Consider the following 18,863-nt stretch of genomic DNA (forward strand, 5'->3'; position numbering starts at 1 on the left):
GATGTGCGTCATGCGTTGCATGACGCACATCTGATATATATAGGAAGAAAAACATATGTAAGAAAACATAAGAAGATATGGCGGATTAGTTGAATTTTGCAATTGAAGTGTTATAATAAAAAATATTAGTGAAAAGAGGTGGAAGGTTATGATATTAGTAGATAAAAATATAAAAAATCGTCATGATGAGATATTTTGCGGAAATTGTTATGATGAAAAATATGTTAATGCAGTATCCTATGATCTTCATATTAGTGGAATAGTTGAAAATAACAATATAGTTCCGTCCTATGTATTAAGACCGGGTGAAGTTGTATTTATTAAAACAGTAGAAGAAATACATATGCCGAACGACTTAATAGGAAGAATTGGTGAAAAAAATTCACGAATGCGTCAGGGGTTATATGTAGCAGGTCCACACTATTATCCAGGGCATAAAACATACCTTTATTTAAGAGTACAGAATATATCTTCAGGAACTATAAAGATTAAAGAAAACGATTCAATTGCACAGATATTTTTTGAAGAATTATGCGAAGTACCTGAAAAAACATATGACCAACAGTCCAATGCCTCATTCAATAATGAAGACGAATATTTAGGATTAGCTAAATACAAAGATGAGTACGAAGAGAGAATGAATAATTTAAAAGATGCTGGTCAGAATTTAGATGAAAAAATTAATCATATCTATGCAAATATTTTAACATTGATGGGAATATTCGTATCAGTGTTCTCATTAATAATGGTTAATTTTACGAACATTACACAAAATGATATAAATGGGAAATACATAGCAACCGTGAACATTTCATTAGGAATTGTTATTTCACTATTTTTAGGATTGATTCTACTTTTAGTAAATCATAAAGAAATAAATAAGTCGGCATTCTTTTTGTATATCGCAGGAATATTAGTATTAATTGGATTATTGACTTGGATTATATAAAAAGCATACGAAGAAAGCGCAAATCAAGAAAAAGATTTGCGCTTTCTTCGTATGTAAAAAGTGCGTAAAAAACAAATTGTACAAAAACATTCCACAATTCCAAAAAGGGACAGGTTAGAAAAACCGGAACCCCCACAAAAACGGAAAAGTAAAAAAATACACAATTCAAAAGGGACAGGTAGAAGTCTGTTTGGGGACGGGGTTTTTTCAAAAAAACCCCGTCCCCAAACAGAAATTGACAGCTTTTGTCTATTGCAAATATTGTCAAAACATGGTAGCCTTAATTAGTAATAAAAGGTAGTCAAGAAATAGGACTAACTAAATACTATTTTTGCAGTGCATGAAATAGTGATAACGCAGATTGATAATTTTCCCACCTTGTGTACATGTCAAAAGTATCAGGTGGCATTTGTACTGTAAAAAATAAGTGAAATTTATATACAATACATATACAGGAGTAGAGATGAAAAAGATAGATATGCACTGTCACATACTACCTGGTATAGATGATGGATCTGCAAATCCGAAAGAGACATTAGCGATGCTACGCATGGCATTGAATCAGGACTTTGTAGGTATGATCGTAACGCCACATGGCTCAGTCCGTAATGCATCCGTAGAACGAGTGCAGGAGATTCGAACATTGTGTAAGAAGTTCAGAATTCAGGCATATCAACGACTTGGAGTCAGGCTTCCGGTATTTCCGGGACAGGAAATTATGTATTCGGTAGATACAAGACAGTTACTAAAGGAAGGAAAGCTTCTGACGCTGGCAGACAGCAGATATGTGTTATTGGAATTCCTCCCGGGGACAGCTTACTCTAAGATATTCAGCGCAGTGCGCCAGATGCAGATGGCAGGTTATGTCCCAATTTTGGCACATGTAGAAAGGTATCATGTGTTAAGAGAAGAAGGCAGACTGGAAGAGCTGGCTGATACAGGAGCAAGAATCCAGATGAATTACAGCTCTATAGATGGAGGATGGAATAATAATACAGCACAGTGGTGTAAGCGACAACTGAAAGATGGTCTGGTCCATTACCTGGGAACAGATATGCACAATAGCGGAGAACGCAGTCCACAGACAGAACACGTTGAGAAGTGGCTGAACAAGAATCTGCCTGAAGACTATGTATGGGCATTGATACAAGGCAATGCAAGAAGAATATTAGATGACCGCGGATCACACAAGCCTAAAACATAAATTGTTCCAAAATTTTTTACAATTCAAAAAGGGACAGGTTAGAAATAAAAGAAACCCTAGAAAATGGGAGGGTAAAAATACACACAATTCAAAGAGGGACAGGTAGAAGTCCAATTGGGGACGGGGTTTTTTTAAAAAACCTCCGTCCCCAAAACCCCAAAAACCCCGTCCCCCAAGAAAGGAAATCAGATTAATGGGAAAGAATTACGACAATGATGAGATGGAAATTGACTTACTGGAGCTCTTTTATGTGCTCAAGTCGAAGATACTGGCGATCCTGGGAGTGGGACTGCTGTTCGGCTGTATTGCGTGTGCGTATGCCGGATTCTTAGTGAAGCCGCTGTACACATCTTCTTCCATGATGCTTGTACTGACCAAGGAGACGACGCTTAGTTCTCTGGCGGATCTGCAGATGGGTTCACAGCTTACCAAGGACTATTCCATCTTGATCACAAGCCGTCCGGTGCTTACGGATGTTATCGACCAGTTAGATCTGGACATGGACTATAAGCAGCTGAAGGATATAATCACAGTTGCGAACCAGGACGATACGCGTATTCTGCAGTTGTCTGTGGAGTATTCTGATGCCAAGCAGGCGAAGGAGATTGTAGACAAGCTGTCAGAGGTTGCTTCTGAGTATATCGGAGACAAGATGGAGGTTACACCGCCTAAGATCATTGAAAAAGGTGAGGTTCCGACTTCCAGATCGAATACAGGCGTGGCGAAGATGGCAGTGATGGGTGTGCTGGCAGGTATGATCCTGTGCGCAGGTGTGATTGTTGTCCGCACGATTATGGACGATACGATTAAGTCTGAAGAAGATATAGAAAAATATCTGGGATTATCTACATTGAGTGTAATTCCGGACAGAAAGGATTATATTAATGGATCAGGAAAGAAGAAGTCAAAGAGAAATGATGCAGGAAAACGAAAAGCAAGCTAGAACTACATATACAAATGCGCAGGCAAAAGCGGCAATGTCCCGCCGTGACAATAAGGCATCTAAGCTTCGGGTGGAACTGACGGATCCTCGTAAATCAAATTACTTTTACGAGGAGGCGTTAAAGACGCTGAGAACAAATATCCAGTTTGCGGGAGCGGATATTAAGACGATCCTTGTGACAAGCTGTTTCCCGAATGAGGGAAAGAGTGATGTTGCCTTCCAGCTCGCAAGGGAAATGGGTATGGCCGGCAAGAAGACAGTTTTTTTGGATGCGGACATCCGAAAATCAGTCCTTGTGCAGAGATATTTCGTGGATAGTGACGTGAAGGGACTGTCCCAGTTCTTAAGCGGACAGGCACCGGTGCGCGATATTTTATATGGAACGAATTATGAAAATGTAGATATGATTTTTGCAGGACCGATGGCTCCGAATCCATCCGAACTTTTAAATGGAAGAGTGTTCTCCAAGTTAATGGGTGAGCTGAAGCAGAGATATGACTACGTCCTGATTGATACACCGCCGATGGCAAGTGTAGTAGATGCGGCCATCGTTGGAAAGGTATGTGATGGAGCAATCCTTGTAATCGAGAGTGGATTTGTAGGATACCGTGCAGCGCAGAAAGCAATCAAGCAGTTGGAAAAGAGTGGCACACATATGCTTGGCGCTGTGCTGAATAAAGTTGATACAAAGAAAGAAAAATATTATTCCTATTACAGTTATGGAAGTAAGTATGGCTATGGCCAGAATCATGAAAATGCGTAGGAAAGGAATGTAAAGAACAGTATGAAGAAAAGAAAGACGAACCCGAAGGTTCAGAATGTTCTGCTGTTGATTGCATGTATCGTATTATTCCTGATATTAGGTTCGTTTTTATTTTTCAATCATAAGCAGGAAGCTGCAAATAGCAGTGAGTTAAAGAAAGCGGCGCAGGAAGAGATTCAGAAGGAGAAATCAGATCAGACATGGACAGAGGACCAGAACAGCGAAAATCAGAACAACACCAGTCAGGCAGACGGGAATCAGAACAGCGAAGATCAAGCGGGCGAGAATCAGACAGGCGAGAATCAGGCAGGCGAGAACTAGAACAGAGAGAAGCATCAGGAAAACGCCGGGGAAGATTCGCAACAGTCATTATCGCAGGCGTAGCTGTACTTGCGGTGGCAGGTCTTGGATACGTAGGTATCCAAAAAAAGAAAGCAGCAGAAGCGACAAGTGCGAAAGCGACCGCGGAAGCAGAGGATTCCAACACCGTCACCTGGCAGGGAAAGACTTACAAATACAATCAAAATCTCAGCAACTACTTATTACTTGGAGTAGACAAGCGTACACCGGCAGAGACAAGAGTCGGAAAAGCCGATGCAGGACAGGCAGATGCCTTATTTCTGCTGTCGCTGAACCGCAAGACGAAAGAAATGACGCTGATTACGATTCCGAGAGATACGATGACAGATGTGGAAAGCTTTGACCTGGAAGGGAAAAGCCTTGGAAAATCCAAAGACCACATCAGCCTCTCCTATGGATATGGAGACGGCGGTGCCGAGAGCTGCAAACTCACACAGGAAGCAGTGTCCAATCTCTTCTACGGACTTCCGATTCAGGGCTATCTTGCCATGAACTTAGACGGGATTCCACAGCTTGCAAAAAGCGTAGGAGGTCTGACAGTGACTGTGCCAAATAACAGTCTGGAGTATAAATATCCGGAATTTTCAGAAGGCGCAGAAGTAACACTGACCGAAGAAAATACAGAAATATTTGTCAGAAGCAGAGATGTAGATGAAAGCCAGAGCGCCATCTACCGGATGGAACGCCAGAAAGCATTCTTAGATGCGTTTTCAAAAAAGGCAAAAGAATGCTATGAGCAAAATGCAAAATTTGCAGCGAATCTGTTCGTGGCGATCAAACCATATACCGTCACCAATATCAGCGAAGACCGTCTGATGAAGTTATTCCAGACAGCAGACGAAGGAGACGGCTACACAGAATGGACCGTTCCGGGAGAAGGAACACAAGGTCTTTCCTACGATGAATACCACGTAGATGACGATGCTATGTATGCAAAGATTATGGAGACATTCTATCAAGAAGTAAAATAAATGAAAAAACAGACAAATGAGCAATAAGACGTAAGGGGCTATAGAATTATGAAAAAACGATACGTCGTAGCAGGAATACTGGCAGCAGCCGGACTGATCTGCGGAGGAATTGCATATTACCAATATTATCAGGATGCCCATGCAGGGCAGGAATATGAAAAAATAAAAGAAAAAGTCGTGACAGAAGAACCGGAAGAGACACCGAAAAGTACCGTCGAGATACCAATCGACTTCCAGACATTACAGAACATGAATCCAGATATATATGCATGGATCAAAGTACCGGGAACTGTCATCGACTATCCAATCGCACAGAGCGGGACAGATAACAGCTATTATCTGAACCACAGTGTGGAACATGATGAGAACAAAGCCGGAGCAATCTTTACCGAGGATTACAACACGAAGACTTTCGAAGATACGAACACCGTGATCTACGGACACGGCATGGCAAATGGTTCCATGTTCGATGGTCTGCATCAATATATGGACCGGGATTTCTTTGATCAGAACAAAGAAGTCATCATCTACATGCCGGACAAGATCTTGCACTACCAGATCTTTGCAGCATACCTGTATGACAACCGGCATCTGCTGCAAAGCTTTAACTTTGATAACAAAGACATTTACCAGGCTTACCTGGATACGGTATTCGGTATCCGGGATATGAAGTCGAATATTGATACAGCAGCGAGTGTGACTGCAGATGATAAGATTATCACACTATCTACCTGCTATGCAGGTATGGACAACCGTAGATACCTGGTACAAGCCGTACTAGTATCTATAGAACAATAATTAAGAAAAGGAGGTAAAGACCAATGAAGAAGAAACTGATCGGCCTGGCTATGCTGGTAACAGTATTCGCAATGCAGGTTGTAGGTGTATCCGCTGCAAGTAAGACAGCAACAATGGCTGTAACTGGAAGTTCTAAAGGATATTACGAAGTAGATGCTATGGATCAGGAAGAGCTGGCTGAAGTCGCAAAAGCCGACAAGGCAACAGCAGAGTTGATCAAAGACATCAATGCAGGAACTAAGACACTGAAAGATCTTGCAAAAGCAGAATCCAGTATTGCATCAGAGCTTGAAGGAAAATCTCTTGTAACAGCATTTATGGATCTTAGAAAGATCGGAGATGTAAGCAAAACTGCAGATGGAAAATATCAGGTAACATTATCTGTACCTGCACTTACAAAAGGAATGACAGACGTAAAAGTACTTCACTTCAGTACAGAGCGTAAAGTATGGGAAGTTATTACACCATCTAACGTAGATCTGAACAACAAAGAGATTACTTTTGAGTTACAGGATCTGTCACCAATCGCAATTATTGCGAAAGTTAATGCTTCACAGGCAGTGACAAACACAGCAGGAACATCACCAAAAACAGGTGTTGATTCCACAAACACAGTGCCATTCGCTGGCGCAGCAGTCGTTCTTTTAGGAGCGGCAGCAGTTGTAGCATTCAGAAAAAAGAATGCTTAATTAAAAAACATTAGGTCTTAGGGGAGCTGAAGTATGAAAATTATACGTCAGCTTCTCTTAGGATTGAGAAAATGAACGACATAAACGAGACAATGAATTGGAAAATAACTATCATAAGGTAAAAACGATAGATTAAGATAAAATGCAACAAATGATAACGGTAAAAAAGTATTTAAAGGTAGTAATATAAGAATGAGTAAGATGAATGTGGAAAAAACAGATTTGAAAGAACAAGTGGATAAAAAACAGTTTCATATGCCGAGAATATTAATTGTATATGATATGTTAGTTTATCTGATCGCAGTGGTTTTATTGCTTGTGCTTTATGAAGGAAATGACAAACTTACCACAAGCGGTATCTTTCAACAAGTAGTACTTTCAGCAGGATGCATTTTCGCTGTCAGAATGACAGGAAAAATATATGGACAGGTATGGAGATATGGCGGGATCCAGTGCTATATCCGATTGCTTTTTACAGATGCAATTGCATTCATCATCTATCTGTTAATGGAATTATGCCTGCCTGTAGAAAAGATTACATTTGCAAGAATGCTTTCCGTGTCATGTCTGAACTTACTGGGAGCGTTAGCAATCCGTATGTTATATCGCTATACATATAAATGTGGCAATCAGGAGAGCAAATGGGGAAAATTTCTGAATTCTGTTCTATACTTTTTTTCGGGAATCGAGTCTGGAAATGAGAAAGAAAACCGTAAGATTAAAGTTGCGATCATAGGTGCCGGACGCGTCGGAGTCGGACTGGCAGAAGACCTTATCAGCAATGAGCAGTCTTCCTATGTGCCGAGATGCTTTATTGATGTCAGTAAGGAAAAGATCGGACGAGAGATCCACGGAATCCCGGTATGGACAGAAGATGATGTAACCGTAAAAAAACTTGCAGATTATGAAATTCAGGAGATTATCTTTGCGATTCCATCTATGAAAGCGGAAAAGAAGAAAAAACGGTATGAATTTTATAAAAATGCAGGATATAAAGTAAAAGTTTACGATTATCCGACGATGTATGCGGCAGGAGGCAAGAGAAATCTAAGAGAGTTCGATGTAGAAGAGTTACTGTTCCGTAAGCCGATCGTAATGTCAGATGAAAAGACAAATGCATACTACAGAGACAAAGTTGTGCTCATTACCGGAGGCGGTGGATCGATTGGTTCAGAGCTTTGCCGCCAGCTTGCAAAGATGCATCCAAAGCAGATCATTATTCTGGATATTTATGAAAATGGTGCTTATGATGTACAGCAGGAATTAAAGATTGCCTATGGAAATCAATTAAAGCTTCAGATCGAAATCTGTTCCATTACTCACAGAAAAGCACTGGAAAAGGTCTTTGAGGCATATCATCCACAGATTGTGATCAATGCAGCTGCACACAAACATGTGCCGCTTATGGAACACAACTGCGTAGAAGCTATCTACAACAACGTATTTGGTACCTATAACCTGGTAGAGCTGTGCGAGGAATATGAAGCAGAGCGCTTCATGATGGTATCTACAGACAAAGCCGTGAATCCGACCAATGTTATGGGTGCTACAAAGAGAATGTGCGAGATGATTGTACAGAGTGCAAGCACTCATGGAAAAGTAAAATATAGTGCAACAAGATTTGGAAATGTACTAGGAAGTGCAGGATCCGTAATTCCATTGTTCAAGCGTCAGATTGCCAACGGTGGTCCAGTGACCGTGACAGATAAAAGAATTATCCGTTACTTTATGACAATCCCAGAAGCATCACAGCTTGTATTACAGAGTGGAGCAATGGCTAAGAACGGAGAACTCTTTGTTCTGGATATGGGACAGCCTGTAAAGATCCTTGATCTGGCAGAAAATATGATCCGCTTATCCGGCGTAGAGGGAATCGAGATTGTGGAGACAGGACTCCGCCCAGGTGAGAAGTTATATGAAGAATTACTTGTGAAGACAGAAGAACTGGATAAGACAGAAAACAGCATGATCTTCATCGAAAGAGATACTGCCTTAAGCCAAGAAGAGATTGAAGAGAAGATGCAGATTCTCAGAGAAGCCTGTGACAGCGGAGACAATCTAATCGCAAAACAGGCAATGAGAAAAGTTGTGCCAACATTCAAGAGCCCGGAAGAAGTCAACTGCCATGTTGCAAATGAAAAGCAGGAAGAAAAGGCAGAAGACAAAGTCGAAGTATATAAGAAGCCTGGGATGAAGGCAGCGATATTCTAAAGGATTACTTCATAATATTTTATAAATTGAAGTGGATAACAGAAAAGGAGAGATACATGTTTAAGGAAGAAAACACATTTGAAAAATTTGAATCGAAAATCTGGTTATCCAGCCCAACCATGCATGGACCGGAGATTGAATATGTAAAAGAAGCATATGAGACAAACTGGATGTCCACCGTGGGCGCAAATATCAATGAAGTAGAGCGATTAGTATGTGAAAAAATCGGTTGCAAATACGCAGTAGGTTTATCTGCCGGAACGGCATCATTGCATCTGGCAATGAAGCTGGCTGGTGTTGAAGCTTATGGTATGCCGAAAGTAGGACACGGAGCGTTGGAAGGTAAGAAAGTATTCTGTTCCGATATGACCTTTGATGCAACTGTAAATCCGGTTGTATATGAGGGCGGTGAACCAGTATTTATCGACACTGAATATGATACATGGAACATGGATCCAGTAGCATTAGAGAAAGCATTTGAGATTTATCCGGATACAAAAGTAGTTGTAATCGCACATCTTTATGGTACACCGGGAAAAGTAGATGAATTAAATGCAGTTATTAAAAAGCACGGAGCTATTTTAGTAGAAGATGCAGCAGAATCTATGGGAGCAACGTATAAAGGTGTTCAGACTGGTACATTTGGAAAATACAATACTATTTCCTTTAATGGAAATAAGATTATAACCGGAAGTGCCGGAGGCTGTTTCTTAACAGATGACGAGGAAGCTGCAAATAAGGTTCGTAAGTGGTCTACTCAGGCAAGAGAGGCTGCACCTTGGTACCAGCATGAAGAACTTGGATATAACTACCGTATGAGTAATGTCATTGCAGGAGTGGTACGTGGACAGCTTCCATACCTGGAAGAACATATCGCACAGAAAAAAGCAATCTATGAGAGATACAAAGAAGGCTTCAAGGATTTGCCAGTATCTATGAATCCAATGGATCTGGAGAACTCTGAGCCAAACTACTGGCTTTCCTGTATGATTATTGATGAAGATGCGATGTGTAAGCAGATGCGAGGCGAACAAGATGTTTGCTATGTAAAAGAGAGAGGAAAGACATGTCCGACAGAGATATTAGAGGCAATCAGCAGTATCAACGCAGAGGGGCGCCCGGTCTGGAAACCAATGCATATGCAGCCAATTTACCGCTTGAATCCATTTGTAGTCAGAGATGGAAATGGACGTGCAAGATCCAATGCTTATATAGCAGGTGGGGCAGCAGATATAGGAATGGATATCTTTACAAGAGGACTGTGTCTGCCAAGTGATAATAAAATGACAGCAGAGCAACAGGATAGAATTATAGAAGTAGTAAAAGCTTGTTTTGAGTAATTTGAAATCAGAATTATTAAAAGAGTGCTATGAGGGTTTAGAATGAAAAATAAAAAAATTGCAGTTTTTTTATCAACAGCAGTTGCCGCAGTCAGTGGAGCATTACTGTATCACAAGAAGAAAAAACAAAAAGAAGATAAAAAAGAGAAGACATGTACGGAAAGAAAGATAACATTTTATGAAGCGCATGCAAAAAGGACATTTGATGTTATCTGTGCTTCTATGGCAATTCTCGTATTCGGCTGGCTATATTTGCTTGTTGCACTTCTGGTCAGAACAAAACTTGGAAGTCCGGTATTATTCAAACAACCAAGACCGGGAAAAGATGAAAAAGTTTTTAATGTGTATAAGTTTCGTACTATGACAGATGAAAGAGATGAAAATGGTAATCTTCTTCCGGATGAAGTACGACTTACAAAATTCGGCAAAGCGCTTCGCGCAACGAGTCTTGACGAATTACCAGAAGCATTTAATATCTTAAAAGGTGATATGAGTATTGTAGGACCTAGACCACAGCTTGTCAGAGACATGGTATTTATGACGGATGAGCAGAGAAAACGTCATGATGTAAGACCGGGACTTTCAGGACTTGCACAGGTGAATGGCAGAAATGATATCGACTGGGAAGATAAACTTAACTGGGATTTGAAGTATATTCAGAAGATTACATTCCTGGGAGATATTAAGATTATTCTTCAGACTGTATTAAAAGCATTTGTGAAACAGGAGGGAATCACAGAGGGAGATATGGCAACAGCGGAAGACTTTGGAGATTACCTGTTACATAGTGGAAAAGTCAGTCAGGAAGAATATGATCAGAAGCAGGAAGAAGCACTTGAAATATTGGCAAAGAGGTAATACAGATGCAGAAGTATAGCGTATTAATGTCGTTGTATAAAAAGGAAAATCCGGAATATTTGAATTTGGCAATAGAAAGTATGGTAAATCAGACTTTAAAACCAGAGGAGATAGTTATTGTAAAAGATGGAAAGATAACTGCAGAACTTCAGGCAGTATTAGATGATTATTCAACGAAGTATCCAGAACTCTTCCATATAGTTGGATATGAGAAAAATAGGGGATTAGGTTTAGCTTTAAATTATGGATTAGAGCATTGTAAGAATGAACTTGTAGCTAGAATGGACACCGATGACATATCGAAACCACAGCGGTGTGAAAAACAAGTGGAAGCGTTTGAAAAATATCCTAATTATGCAATTATAGGTTCGGCAGTAGATGAATTTTGTGGAACAACAGACAACATTACCGGAAGAAGGGTAGTGCCCAGTAGTCCAAGAGATATTTATAATTTTGCGAAGCGAAGAAGTGCGTTCAATCATCCTAGTGTAATGTACAGAAAGAGTAAAGTCCTTGAATTTGGTGGCTATTCTGATTTAAGAAGAAACCAAGATGTGGATTTGTTTGGTAGAATGCTATTTGGTGGGTGCAAAGCTGCTAATTTTAAAGAATCTTTATTATGGTTTCGGTCAGACGATAATCTTTCTAAGAGAAGAAAGAGTTGGGAGAACACATGGAGCTACATAGACACAATTAGAAGATTTCATAAAATGGGATATTCAAGTATGGGTGATGTAGTAATGGTTGCAGGTGCACAGACAGTGATGTATCTAATGCCGATAAAAGTACAAAATTGGTTGTATAAGACATTTCTGAGAAAATAATCAAATTTAGGCTGAGTGGTGAATTATGAAAATACTATTTATTATTCCGACATTGGGAACAGGAGGGGCGGAGAGAGTTGCGTCAATTCTCGCAAATTATCTTTCGGAAAATAACAAAGTTGAAATTTTTGTTATGGAGAAATCAGATACAGCAAGATATCCGATTAAAGATAAAGTGTCTATAAATGAGGCTGGTATTAATGTAAAGCGTGGAAAAAAAATCAAAGTAATAATAAATTTTGCGATTAATTTTTTGAGACAAAGAGACAAATTAAAAAGCGAAATAAATAAATTTAAGCCTAATGTAATTATTTCCTTTTTGCCTAAAGCGGATATTTTAACAGCATCAGTTAAGAAAAATTGTAAATGGATTGGTTCAGAAAGAAACGATCCAATGAGTAGAAGTTCGATTGAGAGAAATGTATTAAATTTAATATACAAAAAAACAGATATGCTCATATGCCAAACACAGAAAGTTGCAGATTATTATCTTGTAAAAAAAGTTAAAAAGACATGTGTGATACGAAATCCGTTAATGTTAGAAGAGGCAACACCTTTTTCAAATAAAGAAAATTATATTATTTCTGTAGGGAGACTTGATAAACAGAAGAATTACCCTATGTTAATTAGGGCTTTTACAAAAGCAAAAAAGACAGACAAATTTACAGAAAAATTATATATTGTTGGAGCAGGACCGCAACAAGCAGAATTACAAAATCTTATAAATTCTTTAAGGATGGAACAAGAGATTATGCTGCTTGGTCGGAAAAGTAATGTTCGAAAGTATTTGAACAAGGCGAAAGCATTTATATTAAGTTCAGATTATGAAGGATTACCTAATGCAATGCTTGAAGCTATGGATGCTGGATTACCAATTATATCAACAGATTTTTTTACAGGAGCAGCAAGAGAATTTGTTGATGAAGAAAATGGTTATATTGTCCCGATTGGGGATATCTCGAAGATGGCAAAGGCAATAGAAGAACTTCTTGGGAAACAAGAAGAACAATTAGAACAAATGGGAGTTGTAAGTAAACAAAGAGTAAAAAAATTGGGTGTAGAAGAAATTAGCCAAGAGTGGGAAAAAATAATTAGAGTAGTATAAAGGTGAAATAACATGAGTACATCAATAAAAAAAATTATAAAAAACCCGGGACTGTTATTTTTGACATTAGGGCATAGAGGGTTCCTCAATTGGATGAATGATAAAACGTATTTATCAATTGCATTTAAAATAAGAATGGGGAAAAGACTTGATTTAAATGATCCCCAAACATATAGTGAAAAATTGCAGTGGTTAAAAATATATGATAGACAACCACAGTATAGTGAAATGGTTGATAAATATAAAGTGAAAGATTATGTAGCATCGATTATAGGACAAGAATATATTATTCCAACAATAGGAGTATGGGACAAATTTGAAGATATTGATTTTGAAAATTTACCCCAACAATTTGTGTTAAAGTGTACCCATGATTCGGGCGGTTTAATTATTTGTCGAGACAAGAATACATTTAATATAGAAAAGGCAAAAAGAAAAATAAATAAATGCTTAAAACACAATTTTTTTTATGCGCAAAGAGAATGGCCGTATAAAAATGTTGTTCCAAGAATCATAGCTGAAATATATATGGAAGATGAAAAAGATCAAGAATTAAGAGATTATAAATTTTTCTGCTTTAATGGAAAAGTAAAAGCACTTTTTATAGCAACGGATCGAGAAACAGCAGGTGTGGAAACAAAATTTGATTTTTTTGATGAGAATTTCAATTATTTAAATTTTACAAATGGTCATCCAAATGCGATTAATCCACCGCATAAACCACACCAATTTGAGCTTATGAAAGAGCTGGCAGAAAAACTATCTGTTAATATTCCACAGGTTCGAGTGGATTTTTATGAAGTAAATGGAAAAGTGTATTTTGGAGAAATGACATTCTTTCATTGGAGTGGAATGATGCCATTTGAACCAGAAGAATGGGATTATAAGTTTGGCAGTTGGATCAAATTGCCGGATAAGAGGGAAAATTAGTATGGGATTAACTAAGTATGTGCAAAAAAGAACAGAATTGTTGGAGAAAGAACTCAGTCGTGTATTGTTGTCATATAGTGAATATAAAAATATTAAGAAAAAAAGGCAATTAATTCAGAAAGTAGAATTAACAGATGAACAAACACGAGAAATAGATAAATTTTATTATGAAAATTATGGGAAAAAGATAAAAAAAGATTGGCATAAGTTATATCAAAGCTATACGGGTGTTTATCGACATAATTATTTTCCGGAAATTTTATTTTCAATGAAATTAGAACCGCTTACAAACCCTAGACGTAGAGTAGAATTAAATGCCATGAAATTATCCCATGGTTAAAGATTTTATCTTGGGATTTTTCTATTGATGAAGATGGAACACCTGTTTTAATTGAACTTAATTCAACGGGACAAAGTGCGTGGTTTCCTCAAATGTGTAATGGCGAATCATTATTTGGTGAACATACAGCGTATATGTTAAATAAAATAAAAAAATGAGGATAAAGAAATGAAGATTACTTTATTAATTGGAAGTTTAGCAGGGGGAGGAGCTGAGAGAGTAGTTTGTAATCTTGCAAATTATTTAGTTGAAAAAGGACATGAAGTAACAGTCTTAACAGTATCAGATCAGCAAACTTATGAAATAAAAGAGAGTGTTCGGCATGTTATACTATATGGAGAGAGTAAATCAAAATTACCACATACAATAATTAATCTTGTTCGATTATATAGAATGAATTGTTATTTTAGAAAAGAAGACATGGATATATATCTTACTTTTTTACCTAAATTATCGAGTTTTATACTCGCGCAAAAAAGATTTATAAAATGTCCGGTTATACTTGCTGAAAGGGCAGACCCAAATACATTTTGCAATTTATCTGAGAAAAATAAAAAAATATTCGAGAAATACTATCCTAAGGCTGATGGATATATTTTTCAAACTGAAGATGCAAAAAAATATTATAAAGAGCATGGAATTAGTGTTGAAAATAGTGTAGTAATACCGAATGCGATAAATCCTGAATTTATAAGACCGTTATATCAGGGAGAAAGAAGAAAAGTAATTGTTGGTGCAGGTCGGTTAACAATACAAAAAAATTTTTCACTATTAATTAATGCATTTGCAGAAATTTGTAATGATTTCCCAGAGTATAAGTTAGAAATATATGGGGAAGGTCCGTTGAAAGAATCCTTGATAAATGAAACTAAGAGTCTTGGAATTCGTGAAAAGGTTATATTTAAAGGGTATGTTAATAATTTGGGGAATTGTATACAAGATGCATCATTATTTGTCTTGTCTTCAGATTTTGAAGGAATGCCCAATGCATTAATGGAGGCAATGGCTTTGGGGTTACCAGTAATTTCCACAGATTGTCCCGCAGGTGGATCAAAGTTTTTGATTCAGGATAATGAAAATGGTTTGTTAGTTTCTGTAGGAGATCGAAAAATGCTTACGGAGAAAATGAAATATTTGATTGAAAATGAACGTATAGCAACAAAAATAGGAAAAATGGCAACAAGAATATCATCTGATTTAAATACCAAAAAGATTTATGGAAAATGGGAAAAATATATTACAAAAATCGTAAAATATGATGGAGAAAAAGAATGAAATATTTGTTTGTTGTAGATACATTTTATGGAGGGGGAGCAGGAAGAGTTACAGCGGAGCTAGCAAACGCTTTTTTTTCTACTAGTGATGTATCGGTATGTACTTTTGGAGAATATAAAAGTAATTATGAACTTAACAAGGATATTAATCATATTGATGGTAGTAAAGCATCAAGAGTTTGTGGAAATTTGTTTTGTGGAAGAGTTTTATTTTTGAGAGAGATTGTTAGAGAAAAAAGACCAGATGTGGTAATTTCATTTCTCACAGAATTAAATTTAGTTACAATATTAGCATGTTCAAAAATGCAATGCAAAATAGTTGTCAGTGAGCGAAATGACCCAAGTAAAACTAGAAAAAGCTTAAGCTTGGCTAGAAAATTGCTTTATCCGAGAGCAGATAAAATTGTATTTCAAACACAAAGTATACGAGATTATTTTAAAGGGCCTATTTCAAAAAAAGGAATTGTTATAGCGAATCCGATTAATCCTAATTTACCTGATGTATACAAAGGCAAACGTGAAAAAAAGATAGTGATGGTAGGACGTCTAAATAAGCAAAAAAATTATACATTAGCGTTTGATGCTTTTGCATCAATAGTTGACAAAATACCGGGGTATGAACTCTATGTATATGGTGATGGAAATAGTAAACAAGAACTTCAAAACTATATAATACAAATAAAAATGACTAAAAAAATTCACTTGAAAGGACATATTTCCAATCTATTCAACGAAATAAGAAAAGCAGCAGTATATGTAATGTCTTCAGATTATGAGGGAATGCCTAATGCATTGATGGAAGCAATGGCTTTGGGAATTCCAACTATTTCAACTGATCATGGAGGAGGCGGCGCACGGACGTTAATTTCTTCATATAATAACGGAATATTAATTCCAATAAGAGATAAAGAAGCATTAGCTAAAGCTATATTGTTAGTCATAAATAATCAGGATTTATCTGAAAAAATAAGTTATAATGGACAAAAAGTAAGATTGGATTATAGTATTGAGAATATAGTGGAAAAATGGCAGAATTTGATACTATCATTGTGGAGGTAAGTTGTGTATAGTGAAATGACAACTATTATTTTATATTTTTCAATAACAATAGTGACATTTTTTTTTGCATTGATTTCAAATAAAAGGATTAAATATAAGGGTATAGTTATTACACATAGCCGAATTATATTTTTTAATTTTTCATGGGCAATTGCAACTTTTTTTTTAGTAGGATCACATATAGGAACAGATTATATATCATATATAAATATTTTAAAGAATGTAAAATGGGAAAATGTTTTAAGCTTTACCAATGCAGAACCTGGATTTAAAATATTATGGTTAATATTTAAAGAATTTAATTCTAATCCAGATTTATTTTTAGGTATAATAAAATTTACAGGTATTACACTTGCTTTTATATCGATTTGGAAAAGCAAGAATTATATTAATGTAGGATATGCCGTATTGGGATATATGTGTTTTGTATATTTTGACAGTTTTAATTTGATAAGAATGATTTTTGCAGTAAATATTGCAATATTATCTTTTGGAAAAGTATTGAAAGGAAAGAATATACAAGCAATTATTATTGCATTTATAGCAATCACTATGCATACAGGAAGTTTATTTTTCCTTTTGGCGTTATTTGCATATAGCATATTTAATAAATTAAAGAGAGTGTCAAAGATAATGTATTTACTATTTGCACTATTTTTATTTGGATGCTTGATGGGGGTTGGCTCATTATATAATTATTTGGTTGGAAATATAAGTATATTTAATCATTATACAAAATATACATTATCTACAGCTTATTCGTTTAGTCCAATATTAATTATTAGATATGTTCCAATTATATACTGTGTGTATTATTCATGGGGAAAATTAAAAGAAAAAAATATTGAAAAGCTTGGATTTGTTTTCGCTATAACAGCAGTTTTTGTATCGCTTTTATCGTATTCAATAAAAACGGTAACAAGAGCAAATTCATTTTTTTACGTATTTCAGATTATATATATTCCTTATTTTCTAAATATCGTAAAAATGCATAATTGGGATTATACTAGAAATAATAAGCGTTGCCTTTTTAATTATCGAGATTCATGCTTTATTATTTTTATATACGATTTATTATTTTTCTCTATAAAAATGACAGAGTTAACAGTATCAGAAATTCAACATTACAGTTTCTTTTGGTAAAGTTAAGAAAAGAGACCAGCTATGAAAAGTCAAGCTTAAATTAGCTGGAAATTAATAAATCCTTTTCGTGGTAAAAATGGGTAACCTTAATAAGGCTCCCTGGTGGGTGCTTTTAAACAAATCTATGATGTAGGTATCCAGACCTCTTAATCAAGATTAAATTCCACGTTGTCAGTCATCATTTTCCAAATGATTCTGACGAGCTTGCCGGCACAGTGTCCAAGGGCATTATAGTGAGTCCGACCTTCAGCCATCTTGGCTTCGTAGTAAGCCTTGAAGGTGGCATTGTTTTTAACAACATTGAGAGCTGCATTAACAAGTGCATATCTAAGGACTTTAGATCCACGTTTGGACATTCTGTTTTTTAGTCTGAAAGTTCCCTGACTGATAGACAGAAGGATCTAAACCGGCATATGCAAGCAGCTTGTTGGGGCTGGAGAAACGGTGGATATCACCGATTTCGCCAAGTATCATTCCTCCATTGATATATCCGATACAAGGAATGGTCATAATGACAGAATCATTGAATTTCATGATTTCCGTCATTTCAGCTTCAACTCTTTCTAATTGGCTATCGAGTAACTCTATTTGTTGAATTGTGTGAGTTACCTGGATAGATAGAGAACTATCGCTGGCACCGACAGACTTCTGTGCGAGAACTCTTAACTGCTGAGCCATTTCTTTGTTAAAGCGTCCATGCGAGTTCACTTTGAGAAGATGAGCCAGATGAGTCATATGCATAGAAGCGATAGCTTCCGGTGTTGGCGCTTCTTTTAGAAGCGCATAGACAGATTTTTGATGCAGACCTGATTTGAAGAAATACTGCAATTCAGGGAATATCTCATCCACGTAAGAAGTCAGCTGAATCTTTAGACGGGTTCGCTGCTTAATGGTTTTCTGACGGAATCGTCCAAGGGCTTTTAAGTCCATCAGATCAAGATCATAGAAGGTCACAAATCTGAGAGATTCTTGCATCATGAGAGTTTTGCAAATGATGTATGAGTCGACTTTGTCAGTCTTCGTTTTGCGAATGTTGTTCTTACGCATAGTAGAAGTCTTGATGGGGTTCAACACACTTTGTAATTCTTAGCAACAAGATATC

General features: G+C 36.9%; 21 protein-coding genes. 19 read left to right on the top strand and 2 right to left on the bottom strand.

What is annotated here, in order from left to right; genetic code table 11:
* The first annotated feature begins 148 nt into the window (after nucleotides 1-148).
* From QZL64_RS07645 to QZL64_RS07730, 19 genes are all read left to right on the top strand, one after another.
* Nucleotides 149-949, top strand: a complete 801-nt coding sequence (locus tag QZL64_RS07645) for a dCTP deaminase domain-containing protein (RefSeq protein WP_021841415.1) — start codon at nucleotides 149-151, stop codon at nucleotides 947-949.
* Between the two features lie 463 nt (nucleotides 950-1,412).
* Nucleotides 1,413-2,153 (top strand): CpsB/CapC family capsule biosynthesis tyrosine phosphatase, encoded by a 741-nt coding sequence (locus QZL64_RS07650; protein WP_021841416.1) that lies wholly within the window; start codon nucleotides 1,413-1,415, stop codon nucleotides 2,151-2,153.
* Nucleotides 2,154-2,346: 193 nt separating this feature from the next.
* Nucleotides 2,347-3,096: a YveK family protein gene (locus tag QZL64_RS07655; protein WP_021841417.1), complete on the top strand. Its 750-nt coding sequence runs from the start codon at nucleotides 2,347-2,349 to the stop codon at nucleotides 3,094-3,096.
* Nucleotides 3,038-3,859: a CpsD/CapB family tyrosine-protein kinase gene (locus QZL64_RS07660; RefSeq protein WP_021841418.1), complete on the top strand. Its 822-nt coding sequence runs from the start codon at nucleotides 3,038-3,040 to the stop codon at nucleotides 3,857-3,859. Before QZL64_RS07655 ends, QZL64_RS07660 begins: the two co-directional genes overlap by 59 nt.
* A 66-nt stretch (nucleotides 3,860-3,925) precedes the next feature.
* Nucleotides 3,926-4,180 (top strand): hypothetical protein, encoded by a 255-nt coding sequence (locus tag QZL64_RS07665; protein WP_296309457.1) that lies wholly within the window; start codon nucleotides 3,926-3,928, stop codon nucleotides 4,178-4,180.
* Nucleotides 4,181-4,254: 74 nt separating this feature from the next.
* On the top strand, nucleotides 4,255-5,190 hold the full coding sequence (locus QZL64_RS07670) for an LCP family protein (RefSeq protein ID WP_021841420.1): 936 nt from the start codon (nucleotides 4,255-4,257) through the stop codon (nucleotides 5,188-5,190).
* Between the two features lie 48 nt (nucleotides 5,191-5,238).
* Entirely contained in the window at nucleotides 5,239-5,988 is a 750-nt protein-coding gene (srtB, locus tag QZL64_RS07675; protein ID WP_021841421.1) for a class B sortase, read from the top strand.
* A gap of 23 nt (nucleotides 5,989-6,011) precedes the next feature.
* Nucleotides 6,012-6,677: an LPXTG cell wall anchor domain-containing protein gene (locus QZL64_RS07680; RefSeq protein WP_021841422.1), complete on the top strand. Its 666-nt coding sequence runs from the start codon at nucleotides 6,012-6,014 to the stop codon at nucleotides 6,675-6,677.
* 192 nt (nucleotides 6,678-6,869) lie between these two features.
* On the top strand, nucleotides 6,870-8,888 hold the full coding sequence (locus QZL64_RS07685; RefSeq protein WP_021841423.1) for a polysaccharide biosynthesis protein: 2,019 nt from the start codon (nucleotides 6,870-6,872) through the stop codon (nucleotides 8,886-8,888).
* A 56-nt stretch (nucleotides 8,889-8,944) separates the two neighbouring features.
* A complete protein-coding gene (locus tag QZL64_RS07690) occupies nucleotides 8,945-10,228 on the top strand; it encodes a DegT/DnrJ/EryC1/StrS family aminotransferase (protein WP_021841424.1) in 1,284 nt (427 codons plus the stop codon).
* A 42-nt stretch (nucleotides 10,229-10,270) separates the two neighbouring features.
* Nucleotides 10,271-11,086 carry a sugar transferase gene (locus QZL64_RS07695; protein ID WP_021841425.1) on the top strand — a complete coding sequence of 272 codons (816 nt, stop codon included), beginning with the start codon at nucleotides 10,271-10,273 and terminating at the stop codon, nucleotides 11,084-11,086.
* 5 nt (nucleotides 11,087-11,091) lie between these two features.
* Nucleotides 11,092-11,910: a glycosyltransferase gene (locus QZL64_RS07700; RefSeq protein ID WP_021841426.1), complete on the top strand. Its 819-nt coding sequence runs from the start codon at nucleotides 11,092-11,094 to the stop codon at nucleotides 11,908-11,910.
* Nucleotides 11,911-11,935: 25 nt separating this feature from the next.
* Nucleotides 11,936-13,015, top strand: a complete 1,080-nt coding sequence (locus QZL64_RS07705; protein ID WP_021841427.1) for a glycosyltransferase — start codon at nucleotides 11,936-11,938, stop codon at nucleotides 13,013-13,015.
* 12 nt (nucleotides 13,016-13,027) lie between these two features.
* Nucleotides 13,028-13,945 carry an ATP-grasp fold amidoligase family protein gene (locus tag QZL64_RS07710; RefSeq protein WP_021841428.1) on the top strand — a complete coding sequence of 306 codons (918 nt, stop codon included), beginning with the start codon at nucleotides 13,028-13,030 and terminating at the stop codon, nucleotides 13,943-13,945.
* Nucleotide 13,946: 1 nt separating this feature from the next.
* On the top strand, nucleotides 13,947-14,285 hold the full coding sequence (locus QZL64_RS07715; protein ID WP_021841429.1) for a hypothetical protein: 339 nt from the start codon (nucleotides 13,947-13,949) through the stop codon (nucleotides 14,283-14,285).
* A 23-nt stretch (nucleotides 14,286-14,308) separates the two neighbouring features.
* A complete protein-coding gene (locus QZL64_RS14560; protein WP_369665157.1) occupies nucleotides 14,309-14,443 on the top strand; it encodes a hypothetical protein in 135 nt (44 codons plus the stop codon).
* Between the two features lie 10 nt (nucleotides 14,444-14,453).
* Nucleotides 14,454-15,560 carry a glycosyltransferase family 4 protein gene (locus QZL64_RS07720; RefSeq protein ID WP_021841430.1) on the top strand — a complete coding sequence of 369 codons (1,107 nt, stop codon included), beginning with the start codon at nucleotides 14,454-14,456 and terminating at the stop codon, nucleotides 15,558-15,560.
* Nucleotides 15,557-16,618, top strand: a complete 1,062-nt coding sequence (locus tag QZL64_RS07725; RefSeq protein ID WP_021841431.1) for a glycosyltransferase — start codon at nucleotides 15,557-15,559, stop codon at nucleotides 16,616-16,618. The genes QZL64_RS07720 and QZL64_RS07725 overlap by 4 nt, the downstream gene beginning before the upstream one ends.
* A 3-nt stretch (nucleotides 16,619-16,621) precedes the next feature.
* A complete protein-coding gene (locus QZL64_RS07730; protein ID WP_021841432.1) occupies nucleotides 16,622-17,761 on the top strand; it encodes an EpsG family protein in 1,140 nt (379 codons plus the stop codon).
* 146 nt (nucleotides 17,762-17,907) lie between these two features.
* On the opposite strand, the gene QZL64_RS07735 is transcribed toward QZL64_RS07730, so the two are convergent.
* Together QZL64_RS07735 and QZL64_RS07740 are read right to left on the bottom strand one after the other, a co-directional pair.
* Nucleotides 17,908-18,117, bottom strand: coding sequence for a transposase (locus tag QZL64_RS07735; RefSeq protein ID WP_296309461.1), 210 nt, complete (start codon nucleotides 18,115-18,117; stop codon nucleotides 17,908-17,910).
* Nucleotides 18,098-18,835 (bottom strand): IS110 family transposase, encoded by a 738-nt coding sequence (locus QZL64_RS07740; protein WP_296309464.1) that lies wholly within the window; start codon nucleotides 18,833-18,835, stop codon nucleotides 18,098-18,100. The genes QZL64_RS07735 and QZL64_RS07740 overlap by 20 nt, the downstream gene beginning before the upstream one ends.
* Nucleotides 18,836-18,863 lie beyond the last annotated feature (28 nt).

Source organism: Veillonella sp. CAG:933 (assembly GCF_000431435.1).
Classification (GTDB): Bacteria; Bacillota; Negativicutes; order Veillonellales; family Veillonellaceae; genus Veillonella_A.